This is a genomic window from Bartonella sp. AA168HLJHH (assembly GCF_042197365.1).
In the GTDB taxonomy this organism is placed as follows: Bacteria; Pseudomonadota; Alphaproteobacteria; order Rhizobiales; family Rhizobiaceae; genus Bartonella.
In genome coordinates, this window is the sequence record NZ_JBHIRS010000014.1 from 1 (window position 1) to 15,827 (window position 15,827).

The window sequence follows — 15,827 nt, forward strand, 5'->3', positions numbered from 1 at the left end:
GCGGTATAGAGAGATTAGATGAAGGATCTAAAGGTTCAGAGGACTGAGAAGGCTTTGGTTCAACAGGGACAGAAGGAAGAACAACAGAATCTGTAGAAGAAGGTGATACCGGAACAGAGGGCGGTAATAGAAGCTCCATGAAATGATTATTAGATAGAATTTTCTAGGCAAGAAACTAAAGTGTGGAAGGCTGCTCGTAGGAAACTTTGCTCTTTAGAGGGGGAAATCAAAAAATTTTTTATTTAGGAAAATAGTGTTGAATTCCCTTCTTCTGATCGTAGGAATAAATCGTTGTTTTAATGATGATATCAGCTATTTTTTGCCAAATTTTTAAGAAAAATGCTTTTGTGGAAGTATGTAGCCTATATAGATGTTTATAAGGAGATGGGGGGGGGCGGTCTTGAGGGTGATGTTTTTATTCTTGTATGGGGGTAGCAATGTTAAAAGGTCAAAAAACATGTTTAAGGTATTTTCTTGTCTAAAGGGGGGAGAAAAGGAAGAGGGAAGATTTAATGATTACGAAGATTTTAGGAGATTTTTGGGGGGAGATTAGGGAGATAGGATTTCTGAGAGCTCTGGAGATGCAAGGGGATAAGATTTCTGGAGTATTGTGTGGGCATTTTTTATCGGCGATGATTGCGTTTGTTGGTGTAATTTAATCAGTGATATTGATTATACCACATTCACCATTTTCGCTACCGAAGGAGAGGTTTTGCCCTGCTTGATCCCAGTTAAGTGCTGAGATAGCACTTTTCCCATAACCTTTTAGAAGGACTTCTTTTCCATCATGGAATTGTGCCGCTAAAATCATTCCATCATTGAAGCCTATTGCTACAATTTCTTTGTTTGGGTGGCATGAAACGGTGCTAACAAGCGCATTTGCTCGTGTGCCTAGTTCTAGAGGTGTTTTTCCCATGGGGCCATCTTTTGTATGAAAGGGCCAAACAATTGCGGCAGAGGCACCTGATGTTGCTAGCCATTTTCCTTTTGCGCTCCAAGACCAGCTTTTGACTTTGCTTGGGTAGCCACTCATCCGTAAATGTTGATTATCAGTGAGACGCCAACCGTGTAAGGCGTTTTCTTGCATGGTGGAAATGACATAGCGGTTGTCTGGTGAAAAGGTGACACCACAATGAGCTCCTTTCCATACTAATGTGGTGGGAGATATTTGCGTTGATAACCAATGAAGAGTCACACCATTGTAATGGGCAACGGCAAGTCGCAAACCTTTTGGGGCAAAAGCAAGGTCTTCTACACTGCGTTCATGTGTGAGCTCTTGTCGTTCTTTTCCAATATGCGCAAATGCGAGGCGTGAGGAGGAAAAAGCAAAAGCTTTTTGTGGACCAAAAGCAACGTTGTTTATCCATTTGCGTTCTTTTTGGCTTAACACTTCCGTGTGATCTGCTGCGGTTGTTTGACAGACTTTTCCATCTTCTCCACCGGTGATGATCGCGGTATTGTCATGGGAAAAATGGCTTGAAATTATTCCTTGGTGAACTTCAACGATTTGTGGGGTTGGATTAAAAAAAACAATGAAACCTTCTACGGAAACAAAGGCTGGTTTATTGCCTATAAAACCGCAGGAAAGGCAGTAACTTTTGAGATCATAATGGGTAATGTTTGGCATTATCACTCACTTATGCGCAATTTTCAAAACCAGTTTTTAATTTTTCAGCATCAAGAGAGCGTCCTATAAAGACAAGGCGGCTTTCTCGTTTTTCATCTTCACGCCATGGGCGTTGATGTTGTCCTTCAAGAAGCATATGTATCCCTTGAATGACGTAACGATCATCGTCTCCTTGAAAGGCGATAATGCCTTTAAGACGCAAGATATCAGGTCCTTGTTGCTGTGTAACCTGCTGGATCCAAGGGAAAAACTTTTCTGGTTGCAGAGCATCTGTTTTTAAACTTACAGAAGTGATGGTAATATCATGAATGGTGGATGCGTGATGATGGTCATGATCATGATTACAATCGGGACCACATACATGATCTGCGTGATGATGGTCAAGAAAATGGGGATCATTATCTAAAGTGCGTTGGAGATCAAAGGAACTACGATCGAGGAGTTTATCAACAGGGATGTTAACGCGCTCTGTTGCGTAAATTATGGCTCTGGGATTAATGGCCAGAATAAGGGATTCAGCATGGCTGCGTTCTTGTTGGGTGACAAGATCAATCTTATTTAAAAGAATAATATCCGCGAAAGCAATTTGGTCTTCAGCTTCACGACTTGTTTTTAATTGAGAGGGAAAATGCTTTGCATCAACGACTGCTATGACACTGTCGAGAGCTGTTTTTTCATGGATAGTATCATCCATGAAAAAGGTCTGTGCTACGGGAACGGGATCAGCAAGCCCTGTCGTTTCTATAATGATCGCATCAAATCGATGAGAACGTTGCATCAGACTTTCTAAAATGCGAATGAGATCACCACGTACGGTGCAGCAAACACAGCCATTATTCATTTCATAAATTTCTTCGTCTGATTCAATAATCAGGTCATTATCAATACCAATTTCACCAAATTCATTGACAATGACGGCATAACGTTTGCCATGATTTTCACTGAGAATGCGGTTGAGAAGGGTGGTTTTTCCAGCACCAAGATAGCCTGTGAGAACCGTAACGGGAAGTTTTTTGGGGTGTATCATTTCCATGGAGAGACCTTTTATTGTTCTTTATTGCCATGTGTTTATGTTAAATCGATTGATATCATCAAGTAAATCATGAAGCTGAGACAGAACATGAGAAAAGATTGCTTCACCGGCTTGTGGTGTTGCTTTGCTTGCATTTCCTGCCGCACCTTGCGTATTTAGATCTTTCATTGTCCAACCAAAGGCATGAGGACCATAAGCACGTAAATACCGATAATTGGCAATCATATCCGCTTGTTTATTATGAAAATTTTCTGCCTTTTCCATATGGACTTTTTCTGGTGCTAAATAGAGCATGAGAGAGGTTTCGATAAAGCCTCCATGGATATCAAGATGTTGTTGAGATGGCTCCATGAGACCTTGTGGTAAACCAAAACGGCTCCAGCTTGTTGCTACAGCGAGCATCGAAAGGCGCCTTCGTAATTCGGTGATAACGATGCTCATTAAAGGTGAATTTCCTCCGTGAGCATTGAGAAGAAGAAGACGGTTGATCCCTTTGTGATAACAGTTTTCACCAATCTTTATCCATCGCTTAATCGCATCAGAAAAGGTAAGGGTTTGCGTGCCTGTAACATCCATATGTTCTATAGAATAGCCAATCTTTTCAACCGGTAAAAGTGCGATATGAAACTGCTCTTTTGTTTGTAAAGTGAGGGCTTTTGCAAAAGCTTCAGCAATAATCCAGTCGGTTTCGAAAGGAAGGTGCTCTCCGTGATATTCATGTGCACCCAAAGGTAAAAGAGCGAGAAAAGGTGGGTTAGATACCATAAATTAATGCCCAAAAGAGAAGTCAAAAGAGACAAAGTGATCGAAGGTGCTGTCACTATTTAATCTATCTATAAGAGAAACGCAAATAGGCGTCTTTTTACATCACATATGGATGCATAAAAATGAGAGCTTTGTTAAAAATAGAGAAGCTTTTATTGAGCAAAGCCAACGCAACTTTTCTGTAATATGAGGCAATATTTCTCAAGATAATTATCTTTTGTAAGTATTTCTGATTCATATTCTCATTTTTAATAAGTAAATATTCATACATATTAAATACTTATACATCAAATAATGAAAAATATTTTTCATTATTTATTGAAAATGTAATTTTTCCTGTAAGTTACATATTCTTCTTTTATTATGGAGCGATGATAATCAAAGTATTTCTATTATTGCGATAGTACAGACTTTAGTTGCAATCAGGTGTTCTAAATTCTTAATTCAAGTATCTGTATATTACAAAAGAATAGAAATGTTTGTTGATTGATTTTATTTTGGATAGTGTCTTAACAGATTTTAGTGTTCATGAGAAAAAATAAATATAAAGGGAAGAATTCACGTAAGATGAATTTGTAATCTCATAGAGCAGTTTATAAGATGATTCAGTAAGAAACACCGTTGGATACAAGAAACACCATTGGATACATGATAAACAGAACGCCATTGTGTTGCACATTGACGCTTTTGTTTTAAAGAAACATTTCTCAAAGTATCCAAGCCTATTTTGCAACGGCGCCCGTGAATAGTATAACGGTAAAGCCTTATAATATAAAATCTATTGTGTTCCACCATATTTACACTTTTAAAGTAAAAAGGGACACCATCATTCACTTTGCCAGTTTTCAATACTGTGTTAACAGCGCTTGATAGTTATGATACCTCATAAGTGATATTTTCCTTTCTTCAAGTGTGTTTATACACACATCGATCTCATTTGTGATTTGAAAGTGAAGAATTTTGATTGATTCAATATAAACAGAGTTAAAATATAAGAGAGTTTTATAATCGTCAGCTTTCTCATTCAACAGGCAAAACAATAAATTATTATTATAGATTAATATTTTGCGATTAAAGTGATCGGTTGATAAATTTATCATTCAATATCAGTTTTATGGCGTTATTTTTTCAATGCGCTACTTAAGTTGGTATTTTAAAAATGCAATTTTTTAGTAAGTTTCTCTATTCCTTTTCTTTCAAGCATTTGATTAATTCTTTATTATTATTCATTTTTCACAAATAGCAGACAGTTATGTGAATATTGCCAAAAATTTATTTCAAAGAGAATTATTTTTTACTAATACAGAGTAAATATAAATAAGGCTGCGCTCTACAATATTGACGAAAAATATGGAATAACTTTTATAAAAATTAAGAAAGAAAATTTTTTTCAATATTTTGGGGATCATTTCATTTTTCATGACTCTCTTTTTATCTGGTTTTAGGTAGTTTGTTGGTATTCTAGTATTGCTTATAGTGTTTTTGTAAATCTGATAGATTTACTTATTTTATGCGTTTGTTTTGTTAGGTTTGAAAGTCAATATTTTGAGTTCTTTATGCTGTATGAGATAAAGGGGGCTGAGTTACCTCTTTGAAGATGCTATGCGATATTTTTTTCTTTATATATCAGTAAAAGTTGAGAATCATTTTATTAACGTCTCTTCCATTTGAAGATAGAGATCTTAATTGCTTTTTTACACTTTATACCTGTTTTATAGAAAAATAGTACACTATTTAAATTTGTTTTATTAGGATAGATTTGTTTTAGATCAAGTTTTTATTTGATACCAATTTCATTTTTATATTTATTGAAATAATAGACAATCATATATCATTATATTGGCAGTTTTAAATTTTATAGTTCTTTAAAATTAATTACATTTTAAATTATTTATAAAAGCTCTATTATATAATTTTTTAAATGAATTTGTTTCGTAATATTTATTATAATAAGAAATTTAACAAATTATTATTATTTTTAATTATAGCAATAAAAATGACAAAATATTACTGTTGGTATCTTGAGTTATTATTGCGTAAAAGGAATAAATTATTTTTATCATTTATTGTTTTTTATATTTACATGTAATACATAATGTGTTATATTATAATAACAAAATTACATATAATATTTTATTATGTGCAATTATATAAATGATTAAATATAATTTTTGGTTTTTATATATGTGAATATTCTTTCATTTTTTCAGTGAAGAAAAAGAGGAGCAAAGAAAGCTATGTTTAAAATATTTAAAAATCGTGTATGTTCATTTACTTTTACACTATTTATTCTTTTTTTTATACAAACTATAGAGGGAAATGCAAGTTTTGTAAAAAATAAAGTTCAAGAGAGAATGGCAATTACTATTCCTACACTAGAAAAAAATGTAGCTATTAAAGCTGTGGATAGAGTTGTTATTCAAGGCGTTGAGGAACAAGATGTTATTGCTTTAGGGAAACCTGAAAAAGCTGCTGCCTTTTCAGGTTCAGCCTTTTGGGGGGGAATAAGTATTTTATCACTTCTTGCTTCTTTATGTATTGGGGATGTATTAGGTACTGTTGTAACTCTTTTTGCAATATTTAGTACACTTTAGTAGGAAGCTCATCAACAGAGTCGAGGATTTTTTTGTTCACTTCATTATTTTTAAAAAATAAATATTTTATTATTTATACTATACTAGATAATAAAATCACTACTCTTAATACTAAATGTAGCTTTTATTAACATTATTAAAGTTCAAGATCCTACATTTATGTTGTTTTTTACAAATTAGCGTAACCTGATTTTTTTTTACAGTTTATGATTATTTTCTAGTAATAAGGCTAGTATACTTACTATCTTTATCAGTCTTTTAATATTGTCTACCTTTTCTCATATGAAGATTATTCATCAAAGGTATATTTTATCCTTTTTAAATTTTTTTATCTTTCATAAGGGGATAAAATAAAAAATATCCCTATATCCATGGCTCTCATGCAATAAGAAAAATGAGAAATTATTATTTATCATTTTAAATTTGTTTATGTTAAATCCATCAGAAGTATTTTTTACGTATAACAAGTTGCGTTCGTGTATGGATAAAATTATTAAAAAAAAGACTAAAAATTCTTCTCATTAATTATCTCTAAGGTTCAAGGACGTTGTAGTATTGGAAAATAAATGATGGTGCTGGTTTGTATTTTCATAGAGTAAAGATAGTGATACACAATGAATCTTATGTCATCTCATGGAGTGGTTTATATTGTCGCATTTACGGGACATATTGTGAGAGGGAAGTGGTGATGTGCATCGTTGGAAAATGCTTTTATTAAAACATAAACCTGTATTTGCGATAGAAGTGTATTCTGGGTTATTCTGTTGCCTAAGGGAAGGATACTGTTAAGTAAGGTAATTCAGGAGTATTTATAGCTTAGTGGAAGAAGGGCAATGAAGTAAAAGGTCTTGTTTAGCACGAAGACGTGCAATCCATTGATCTTCACGAATAGCAGTATTATGTACTGTAATGAGTTCGTTTTTTTTAATTGCAGCTGTTACTGTTGCTTTTTCTAAAAGACCACAAGGAATGGCGTGGTGAGCGCGTGCTTCTGAAATGTTCATTATCCAAGCACGATAAGTATAAAGACCGATAAAGTCTAGCTGATCACCTGGATGTAAATCTTTTTTAGCAACAGCACAGACTTCTACTACGGGATGGCTAAGAGGGACCATATCTTTTTTGCCATAAAGCATAATACGTGCGCAGGTGAGGGGAACTTCCATTGCTGTTAAATGATAGGGGCGATGAAAGGTGAAGTAAGGTCCCTGGCCAATTTTTAAATCTTCCATACGTTCGCGTAAACGTGGGTGTGCTATTTCGGCAATGACAAAGACACCAGGTGAAACACCTTGACCTATTGAATAATCTACAACACCATATTGTTGTAAAATGCCTCCATCTTGTTTTGGAATAAGCACTTTGTTTAAATCTTGTAGCGCTGCTCGTGGTCCATGCATTCCTGGACAATCGGGGAGAAGGCCGGTGGCATTGGCAATGGCTGCCATTTCAACCATCGTTTTGGAACCATCAATAAATTCAACCAACATGCGCACATTCATATTACGCCGGAATGCTTCTTCTTCGTAAGCGTCAGGTGTAGCATCAAAGCGCAGAGGATTATTTTTTCCTTTACCCGCTGCAACAATCTTATGTCCAAGGGCTGAAACAAATTCTATGAGTTCCATACAAGAAGTAGGTTCATCGCCGGCACCAAGTGTATAAATGAGCCCTCGTTTTTCTGCTTCATGTTTGAGATAAGCGCCAATTGTAACATCTGCTTCAACATTCATCATGACAAGATGTTTGTTATTCTCAAGCGCTTTGATACCAATCTCTGCTCCTGCTTCGGGATAGCCTGTTGCATCAACGATAATATCAATTTGTTCATGGCGCAAAACAAGGTTAATATCATCTGTTGCTGCAATTAAATTTTTTTCAATACTTTGGGTGAGAGCATAAGTATTTTCAACTTCACAGACATGTCCACCTTCGCCATAGGCTAGTGTAGCGGCATCAAAAATACGTGACGGTGTCCTCGTGGCTACAGCAGCGACTGTTATACCATCCATATGCGCAATACTTGATAATAAATCTGTGCCCATTTCACCACAACCAATCAGTCCAATACGGATGGGGGGGTGCTTTTCTGCACGTTGTTTCAAATCATGCGCTAAACCTGTTAGGTTCACATTGCTTGCCATTCTTTTTTCCTATTTGAAAACTATTCTGCTAAAGAACTTTTCTCATTCATAAGGTGCATTTGTTTTTAAGACAATTAATCTTTTATTCTTGATGCTCTAATCAATGGATTTTATAAAAGCAAGAGGGGTGGTTTCTTTTATCAAATAAAATAGGAATAGCGTTATGCAGCAAAAAATAACAGTACAAGATGTCACCAGTTTTATTGGGAAAGAAGTGGGATTATCGGAGTGGCGTCTTGTTACACAGGATATGATTAATCAGTTTGCATGTGCTACAGATGATCATCAATGGATACACGTTGATGAGGAAAAGGCTAAAAAGACACCTTTTGGCGGCACGATTGCTCATGGTTTTTTAACATTATCGCTTTTGTCTACGCTCGCTTATGAAGCTCTTCCAGAGTTGGAAGGGAGCACAATGGGGATTAATTATGGTTTCGATAAAGTACGCTTCATGAGTCCTGTGAAAACAGGGGTACGGATACGTGCGCGTTTTGTGTTAGACGACGCAGAAATTCGTCCTTCTGGTCGAGTGGTTTTCCATTATGGGGTTACGGTGGAAATTGAAAAGTTAAAAAAACCAGCTCTTACAGCTCAATGGCTTATTGTTGCTGTTGTGGAAGAAAAACCTTCCAATATCTAGATTATTTGAGTGCTTTATTTTATAAAATTTTTATACAATTCTATTAGAAGTTTCTTCAATGATGATATTGAGAATAATCTATAGGATGATAGATATGGTGGAGCTATCATAGCGTTGATAGCCATAGCGGGTTGCTATCTTTCCTAGATCGTTTTGAAGAGGAGTTTCCTAATGAAGATAGTGCATTGCTTCACGCTTTTGTTTATAGCGTTCTTTAATGGGATCATACCCATCACGTAAAACAGAACGCTTCAAATGGAATATACTTGCGTTGCCAATTCACGGGTTTATTTTAAAGCAACATCTCTCAACGCTCGTCACACCCATTTCGCAATGGCGCCTGTGAATAGTATAACGATAAAGCCATTGAGCACCCCTATCTTTATGCTTGTGAAGAAGAAAATCGGCACCATCATATTATATGCTAGCCGCCAATGTTAAGACAGGTCTTGGCGCTTGAGATAATTCATAAGAGGCATGCCTTTCTTTCTTGTATAGTTTTACTCACACGGCTCTTTCCGCTTTTAACGTGCAAGCAAGAGGTTTTGGTTGATTCTATATGGAACAAAGTGGGAATGAGAGGATCTTACGGTATTCAGAGTTCTCATTCAATATGAATAACGCCATATTATCATTATAAATTCAATGTGTTATCTAAGGTTGGGAAAGGTCGTGACCAATGTCTTAATTTAAAGAGAGTTTCACATACTGTGAGATCTCTTATTTTATCCCCTTTTATATTAAAGCCATTAAAACTATTTTCTTTCATGTTACAAACGGATGGGGAGAGATAAAAACTGTTTAAGAAAAAAGTTTCTAATCTCTTATGAGTGTTTTCGATAGGCAAGGGTTGGTGCACTTGGAAAGTGGCAAAGAGGATGATGGTATTGGCTTGTGAAATTCTAAGTCTTTTAATGTTTTGTTTTATCAAGTTTTTGTACGATTTTATCAGAAGTCCATTGGGTTGTAATATTAAGCACGATCAAAAGGATGATGACGATGGTCATGATGAAGGTATTGTAGCGTTGGTAGCCATAGCGGATTGCCATATCCCCTAAACCGCCTCCACCAAGATATCCAGCAAGTGAGGTGGCTCCTATAAGAGAAATGACCATGACTGTAAAACCTGTAATCAGGCTAGGGAGAGCTTCAGGAATAAGAACATGTCTGATAATTTGAAGACGACTTGCACCCATCGAGCGGATCGCTTCAATGAGACCGTTTTCAACGGTTTTAAAAGAGAGTTCCGCCATGCGAGCATAAAAAGGGATAGCTGAAATGGTCAGTATAAAAATTACAGCAGGCATTCCTATCCCTCTTCCTACAACGATACGCGTAACGGGAAGAAGATAAAATGCAAGAATGATAAAGGGAATGGCACGAATACTGTCAATGATCATGCTTAAAGGGCGATTGATGAGAGATGAGGAAAAAATCCCTCCGCGTGCTGTTGTGTGAAGAAGAAGACCAAGGGGAAGCCCTATAATAAATGCCATAACAGAAGCACTAAGTGTCATCAATATTGTATCAATAACAGCTTGGGGAAGTTCATGAGACAGAACATTAAACATAGCCTAAGACCTCACAATATCGTCCTTTTTTCGTTAACCATTGAACAGCTTTTTCTAAAGCTTCTTTATCTTCTCCAGGAAGAGCCAAGAAGAGTCGCCCGATGGTTTCATCTTGAACTGTATCAATGCCACCATGCAAAATACGTGCTTTTAAACCACTCTCATTTTCTAGAAGATGAAGAAAAGGTTGCTGGGCAATTTCACCGGCAATATTAATTTCAATGACAGCTTCTTGCCCGGTTGGTTTGAGATTTTTCGCAAATTTTTCAGGAAGTTGCGGGGTTACAAGCTTGAGCATGGCTATGGTTGTATCGTCTTGCGGTGATGTAAAGATGTCTTTCACACGTCCTTCTTCTACAATGTTCCCCTGATTAAGAACAACAACGCGATGCGCTATGGTGCGCACAACTTCCATTTCATGGGTGATGAGCACAATCGTGAGATTGAGGTGTTTGTTAATATCAGCAAGGAGCTCTAGAATAGATTGTGTTGTTTCAGGGTCAAGAGCAGAAGTGGCTTCATCTGATAATAATATTTTAGGATTAGCAGCAAGAGCGCGTGCAATGCCAACGCGTTGTTTTTGTCCCCCGGACAATTGTGCTGGATAGCAATATTCTTTCCCAGATAACCCAACCAATTCAATCAGTTCAAGGGCACGTTTGTGGCGTTGTTTTTTACTTACACCACTTAATTTAAGCGGCAATGCAATGTTATCAAGAATATTTTGCGATGAGAGAAGATTGAAATGTTGAAAAATCATTCCAATTCGTTGACGGTAAGGCGCCCATTCTATCTCTGATAGATTAGAAATATCAACGCCTTCAAAAAAAATGGATCCTGCATCAATCTTCTCTAACCCATTTAAACAGCGGATAAGTGTTGATTTTCCTGCTCCACTGCGCCCAATAATGCCAAGGATTTCACCAGCGTGGATATTTAAAGAGAGATTATTAATTACCGGAACACCAGCCGTTTTGTTAAAACAACGGCTGATGTTTTTTAAGGAGATAAGAATAGGTTTTTCCATTCACAATTACCGGGATATTTGGCACAATTACCAAGATATTTGGCACCATTACCAAGATGTTTGGGCAGTTTTGCCAAAAATCTCTTTGATTTTTGCACGGATAAGATCGTTATTGTAGGCAGCAACTAATTTTTTAACCCATGGTTCATCTTTTTCGCTCGTGCGTACAACGATGATATTATCATAAGGATTATTTTTTGCGCTCTCCCATGCGACCACATCGTTTTCGAAGCTTAATCCCGAAACAATAGCCCAATTTGTGTTTATAATTGCAAGGTCAAAATCGTCGATTGCACGCCCTAACATACCAGCATCGAGCTCACGAATTTGCAGGTTTTTAGGATTTTCGATAATATCAAGTGGAGATGCAAGAATATTATGAGGATCTTTTAACTTAATGAGACCTAAAGAATTGAGAAGAAGTAAGGCTCTTCCACCATTAGATGGGTCGTTCGGAATACCGACATGTGCACCATCACGGAGATCTTTTAAGTCTTTTATTTTGTGTGAATAAACACCAATTGGAGCAATAAATGTATAGCCGACAATTGAAAGTTTATAGCCACGTTGTTTCATTTGTTCATTAAGATAAGGGGCGTGCTGAAAAGCATTCGCATCGATCTCTCCTGCGTTAACAGCATCATTAGGCAAAGCATAATCAGAAAAATAAACGAGTTCAATATCTAAACCGGCTTTTTTAGCCTGTTCAGCAGCAGTTTTCCAAATAATTGCATCCCGCCCTTCCATAATACCAAGTTTGATTTTTGTTTTGTCTGCGGCCATGGAAAAAGCAGTAGACAAAAAAAGTGCAAAGAGAGAGAGGAATAATCCTATAATCCGACTACGAGAAAAAAATTTTAATGTCATATGCTTTTAACTTTCTTTTTCGAGAAATTTTTTGAGCGAAGTTTCAATATACTCTGTATCTTTTTAGGCAGATTTAAAGTTATACAAGCTTTAGAGAATATTCAATCACTTTTATTTTTTAAAGAGTATTATTTTTCCTTCTATTTTAGTTGTTTTGGGGGCTGATCATCATTCATTCTCAGAAAATCTTTGAAATTTAGGCAATCAATTCTTTTATTGCAATCATTTGTTGAGGGAACCAATGCCCCTTTAAAAACTTCTGTAAGGGACAATTGGTTGAAGAACCGGACAATCAGATGATGCTTTAGCCGTAAATTCATGAAGAACATACTGCGCAATCAAGATCAAAAGGCCGTGTTCGTGTAGGCGATAAAGAGAAATTTTGTTGCAATGTTGTGGGTTTTTGGGGGGAATAAAGGTTGCTGATCATTGGATTTAAACGCGGCAAATTTTTGCAACGGCGAATTTTTGCCCTTCATACGTTTTAAGAGAGGAAGAAAAATAATGTTAAGAAAGAAATTTTTATCAACAATGATGACTTTATGGACTTTAGGAGCGTCAGGGGTGGCTGTGACTGCTTTTCACGCACAAGCTGGAACCATTACAGGAACAGTTGCTCGTGTTGCATCAGGTCAGGTATCTTTACGCACAGGCCCTGCGACAGCTTATAAAGTTATCGCAATGGTTCCAATGGGAGCAAAAGTGCAAATTTATGGCTGCCTATCCAATAAAACTTGGTGTTCTCTTGGTTATCATGGAAAAGTTGGTTGGGCATCTGCACGTTACGTCAATGTTAACAATGTTCCTACCATTGCTTTTAAAAAGATGCCAGCAAAATCAAAATCTATGGTAAAATCGCCAAAAGAAAAAGTAAAACAGGCTGTTTCCGACTTTAAAGCTCTTCCGGCGATTCAAAAAACACGGAAAAATATGCAAAAACTATACAGAACAGATATGATTATCGATTCTACAGGTGTTAAAAAAAGGGATGAACGAACAATTTTAAATCCGTCGCAAACAGCACAAGGCGTTTCTGTAAAGCACGTGAGTGCTTATAATCCCTCCTTTCCTGATAATGTCAATTACAAAAATTTTGAACGTAATGAAACGCGTTACCGTGTCGTGACCTATCCTGCTCGATAAGGGTAAAGTTAATTTCACAACCGGAATGACAAAAAGGATCAGCAGCATAAGCATTGTTTGCTTCATGCTGCTGATCCTATTGTACCGTAAAATGTCATTAAGGCGGCAATGCTTAACTTAAGGTGGCGAGGCATTCAAGGATATTCAAAGTAAAATTTGATAATACCTTGGATTACAGTTCTTTAGGATGGTGATATGAACCTTCAGCTGGGGAAGGTTATACTGAAGAGAAGCCGGACTTTTGACAGACCGGCTAGGGGTTCTTTGTCCTTTCGGACAGGGCGTTAATTTGCGGACTTAGGCTTTATCAAATTACGAGAAATGAGCAATTCAGCAATTTGAACGGCATTCAATGCTGCTCCTTTTCTTAAATTATCGGCGACAACCCAGAAAGCTAAACCATTTTCAACGGTGATATCTTCACGAACACGGCTAATAAAGGTATCATCTTCTCCGGTACCTTCATAAGGTGTGGTATAACCACCATCTTCGTGTTTATCGATAAGCTGACAGCCTGGTGCATCGCGGAGGAGCGCTTGTGCTTCAGATGCGCTTAGTGGTTTTTCAAATTCAACATGGACGGCTTCAGCATGACCGATAAAGACAGGGACCCGAACAGCAGTGGCTGTTAATTTAATTTTCGGATCGAGAATTTTCTTCGTCTCAACCGTCATTTTCCATTCTTCTTTTGTATAACCATCTTCCATGAAAACATCGATATGAGGAATGACATTAAAGGCAATGCGTTTAGTGAATTTTTTTGATGTAATTGGGTCTGCAACAAAAACTGCACGTGATTGTTCGAAAAGTTCGTCCATTCCTTCTTTACCAGCTCCAGAAACAGACTGATATGTAGAGACAACAACACGTTTAATGATTGCAGCATCATGGAGAGGTTTTAAAGCTAAGACCAGTTGAATTGTTGAACAATTAGGATTTGCTATAATATTACGCTTAGAAAAGGCATTTATAGCTTCGCCATTGACTTCAGGGACTATCAACGGAACATTGGCATCATAGCGCCACGTGGAGGAATTATCGATGACGACACAGCCGGCAGCAGCAATTTTAGGGGCGTATTCTTTGGAAATGCTCCCTCCCGCAGACATAAGACAAAAATCTGTGTCAGAAAAATCGTAAGTATCCAGTGCTTTTACTTTTAAAGTTTTATCTCCATAAGAAACTTCTTGTCCTAATGAGCGTCGTGATGCTAGAGGGACAATTTCATGCGCAGGAAAACCACGTTCTTCTAAAATTGTAAGCATTTCACGACCAACATTTCCGGTTGCGCCGACAATTGCAACTTTATAACTCATTTTCTATATACTCCTCATGTCTCTCCACGTTTATTCCCCGTGCTATACTCAGGAGAGAGTGAGTTGGTCAAGGAACATCATTAAATTATATTTTTGATTTTCAACAACTCAATTTTGTGCACACCAATCATCATCGTTAGCACAATAAATTGTTTTATTTCAAATGATACGTCTCTTTTAATCTTTCAGAATTGAAAAAATTGAATATTTTACGCTAAGCTATTATCTCTTTAGAAAACACTTTAATTAAGTGAATTTCTTATCTTCTGTCAATTGTTTACCTTCTCACTTTGTGAATTTTTTAAAGATGGTATTACGTATCGCTTTGGTGGAATCTTTTTATACTTTATCTGTTAATTGTTGAATTATTTGATTTTCTCCCTATGCCTTTAAAAGCGAAGCTTCCTATTACAGTCTGTAAACAGCTAGATTCTAGTGGCTTCCCATTTTTTACTTAAACTAAAGGCTCAACAAGCAGGCTTAAAAATATTTAAAAAGATATTGGGTATCTAAAAAACATTTGAATGTTTTAAGGAGGTATGCGTGCTTCATGCCCTCATACCTTAAATGATAGAATTTATGGCACAACAGGATAAACTTAAGTATCCATATATAGATAAATTCTTATGAAAGTTATAAATATAGTTTTTCGTGTCTATTTTTAATTTATATTTCTTATTTTTACTTTAATCCTGTTATGCTATAAAATATCATTATTTGGAGTATGGTGGTATAAGATCTTTGATTTTTCTCAATATATTTAAGTATTTTTTTAGTGTGTGGGAATATTTTTAGGCTTGTTTGGAGAGCCTTTTTTAAGTAACTCATATGAGTGGAAAGTCGTTGAACACCCCCATATTTACGTTTAATAAAAGAGCAAGTTAGCACCATCATCCATTTTTTCAGCACACAATGTCGTTACAGCTCTTGGTTTGTGAGACGATTCAATAAGAGGTATGCCTTTTTGTACGTTTTTACTCACACGCCAACTTTGCTTGTAATGTGCCAACAGTGATTTTGATTGATTCAATATAGAACACGTTTGAAATGAAAGAATTTTACGATATTCGGAACACTTATTCAATATCAATAACGTT

At 36.4% G+C, this 15,827-nt stretch carries 12 protein-coding genes and 1 pseudogene; 4 read left to right on the top strand and 9 right to left on the bottom strand.

What is annotated here, in order from left to right:
* The first annotated feature begins 512 nt into the window (after positions 1-512).
* Positions 513-659, top strand: a complete 147-nt coding sequence (locus ACFINM_RS07670; protein ID WP_375621594.1) for a hypothetical protein — start codon at positions 513-515, stop codon at positions 657-659.
* On the opposite strand, the gene ACFINM_RS07675 is transcribed toward ACFINM_RS07670, so the two are convergent.
* The 3 genes from ACFINM_RS07675 to ACFINM_RS07685 are packed head-to-tail and all read right to left on the bottom strand — an operon-like array spanning position 656 to position 3,425.
* Positions 656-1,627 carry a WD40 repeat domain-containing protein gene (locus ACFINM_RS07675; protein ID WP_375641015.1) on the bottom strand — a complete coding sequence of 324 codons (972 nt, stop codon included), beginning with the start codon at positions 1,625-1,627 and terminating at the stop codon, positions 656-658. The genes ACFINM_RS07670 and ACFINM_RS07675 overlap by 4 nt on opposite strands.
* A 10-nt stretch (positions 1,628-1,637) precedes the next feature.
* Positions 1,638-2,660, bottom strand: coding sequence for a CobW family GTP-binding protein (locus ACFINM_RS07680; RefSeq protein ID WP_375641016.1), 1,023 nt, complete (start codon positions 2,658-2,660; stop codon positions 1,638-1,640).
* Positions 2,661-2,681: 21 nt separating this feature from the next.
* On the bottom strand, positions 2,682-3,425 hold the full coding sequence (locus ACFINM_RS07685; RefSeq protein ID WP_375641017.1) for a creatininase family protein: 744 nt from the start codon (positions 3,423-3,425) through the stop codon (positions 2,682-2,684).
* Positions 3,426-5,662: 2,237 nt separating this feature from the next.
* Here ACFINM_RS07685 and ACFINM_RS07690 point away from each other — a divergent pair.
* The gene (locus ACFINM_RS07690; RefSeq protein ID WP_375612285.1) at positions 5,663-6,019 is read left to right on the top strand and encodes a hypothetical protein; all 357 of its coding nucleotides are present in this window, start codon (positions 5,663-5,665) and stop codon (positions 6,017-6,019) included.
* Between the two features lie 809 nt (positions 6,020-6,828).
* Here the strand turns inward: ACFINM_RS07690 and ACFINM_RS07695 are convergent.
* The gene (locus tag ACFINM_RS07695; protein WP_375641018.1) at positions 6,829-8,163 is read right to left on the bottom strand and encodes an NAD(P)H-dependent oxidoreductase; all 1,335 of its coding nucleotides are present in this window, start codon (positions 8,161-8,163) and stop codon (positions 6,829-6,831) included.
* A gap of 163 nt (positions 8,164-8,326) precedes the next feature.
* On the opposite strand from ACFINM_RS07695, the gene ACFINM_RS07700 reads away from it, so the two are divergent.
* Positions 8,327-8,806 (top strand): MaoC family dehydratase, encoded by a 480-nt coding sequence (locus ACFINM_RS07700; RefSeq protein ID WP_375612287.1) that lies wholly within the window; start codon positions 8,327-8,329, stop codon positions 8,804-8,806.
* A gap of 171 nt (positions 8,807-8,977) precedes the next feature.
* On the opposite strand, the pseudogene ACFINM_RS07705 reads toward ACFINM_RS07700, so the two are convergent.
* The 4 genes and pseudogenes from ACFINM_RS07705 to ACFINM_RS07720 form a co-directional block, all read right to left on the bottom strand.
* Positions 8,978-9,276 (bottom strand): annotated as a pseudogene (locus tag ACFINM_RS07705) (integrase); the annotation flags it as partial.
* A 441-nt stretch (positions 9,277-9,717) separates the two neighbouring features.
* Positions 9,718-10,377 (bottom strand): methionine ABC transporter permease, encoded by a 660-nt coding sequence (locus ACFINM_RS07710; RefSeq protein ID WP_375609233.1) that lies wholly within the window; start codon positions 10,375-10,377, stop codon positions 9,718-9,720.
* Positions 10,370-11,404, bottom strand: a complete 1,035-nt coding sequence (locus ACFINM_RS07715; RefSeq protein WP_375616331.1) for a methionine ABC transporter ATP-binding protein — start codon at positions 11,402-11,404, stop codon at positions 10,370-10,372. The genes ACFINM_RS07710 and ACFINM_RS07715 overlap by 8 nt, the downstream gene beginning before the upstream one ends.
* A gap of 48 nt (positions 11,405-11,452) precedes the next feature.
* A complete protein-coding gene (locus ACFINM_RS07720) occupies positions 11,453-12,271 on the bottom strand; it encodes a MetQ/NlpA family ABC transporter substrate-binding protein (RefSeq protein WP_375621601.1) in 819 nt (272 codons plus the stop codon).
* A 504-nt stretch (positions 12,272-12,775) separates the two neighbouring features.
* Between ACFINM_RS07720 and ACFINM_RS07725 the strand changes: the two genes are divergently transcribed.
* Positions 12,776-13,414: an SH3 domain-containing protein gene (locus ACFINM_RS07725; RefSeq protein ID WP_375621602.1), complete on the top strand. Its 639-nt coding sequence runs from the start codon at positions 12,776-12,778 to the stop codon at positions 13,412-13,414.
* 284 nt (positions 13,415-13,698) lie between these two features.
* Here ACFINM_RS07725 and ACFINM_RS07730 read toward each other — a convergent pair whose 3' ends face one another.
* A complete protein-coding gene (locus tag ACFINM_RS07730) occupies positions 13,699-14,730 on the bottom strand; it encodes an aspartate-semialdehyde dehydrogenase (RefSeq protein WP_375613639.1) in 1,032 nt (343 codons plus the stop codon).
* Between the last annotated feature and the right edge of the window lie 1,097 nt (positions 14,731-15,827).

Bases quoted from the DNA above. Each gene is read 5' to 3' on its own strand.
- ACFINM_RS07670 (WP_375621594.1), top strand. From the start codon at position 513: ATGATTACGAAGATTTTAGGAGATTTTTGGGGGGAGATTAGGGAGATA.
- ACFINM_RS07675 (WP_375641015.1), bottom strand. From the start codon at position 1,627: ATGCCAAACATTACCCATTATGATCTCAAAAGTTACTGCCTTTCCTGC.
- ACFINM_RS07680 (WP_375641016.1), bottom strand. From the start codon at position 2,660: ATGGAAATGATACACCCCAAAAAACTTCCCGTTACGGTTCTCACAGGC.
- ACFINM_RS07685 (WP_375641017.1), bottom strand. From the start codon at position 3,425: ATGGTATCTAACCCACCTTTTCTCGCTCTTTTACCTTTGGGTGCACAT.
- ACFINM_RS07690 (WP_375612285.1), top strand. From the start codon at position 5,663: ATGTTTAAAATATTTAAAAATCGTGTATGTTCATTTACTTTTACACTA.
- ACFINM_RS07695 (WP_375641018.1), bottom strand. From the start codon at position 8,163: ATGGCAAGCAATGTGAACCTAACAGGTTTAGCGCATGATTTGAAACAA.
- ACFINM_RS07700 (WP_375612287.1), top strand. From the start codon at position 8,327: ATGCAGCAAAAAATAACAGTACAAGATGTCACCAGTTTTATTGGGAAA.
- ACFINM_RS07710 (WP_375609233.1), bottom strand. From the start codon at position 10,377: ATGTTTAATGTTCTGTCTCATGAACTTCCCCAAGCTGTTATTGATACA.
- ACFINM_RS07715 (WP_375616331.1), bottom strand. From the start codon at position 11,404: ATGGAAAAACCTATTCTTATCTCCTTAAAAAACATCAGCCGTTGTTTT.
- ACFINM_RS07720 (WP_375621601.1), bottom strand. From the start codon at position 12,271: ATGACATTAAAATTTTTTTCTCGTAGTCGGATTATAGGATTATTCCTC.
- ACFINM_RS07725 (WP_375621602.1), top strand. From the start codon at position 12,776: ATGTTAAGAAAGAAATTTTTATCAACAATGATGACTTTATGGACTTTA.
- ACFINM_RS07730 (WP_375613639.1), bottom strand. From the start codon at position 14,730: ATGAGTTATAAAGTTGCAATTGTCGGCGCAACCGGAAATGTTGGTCGT.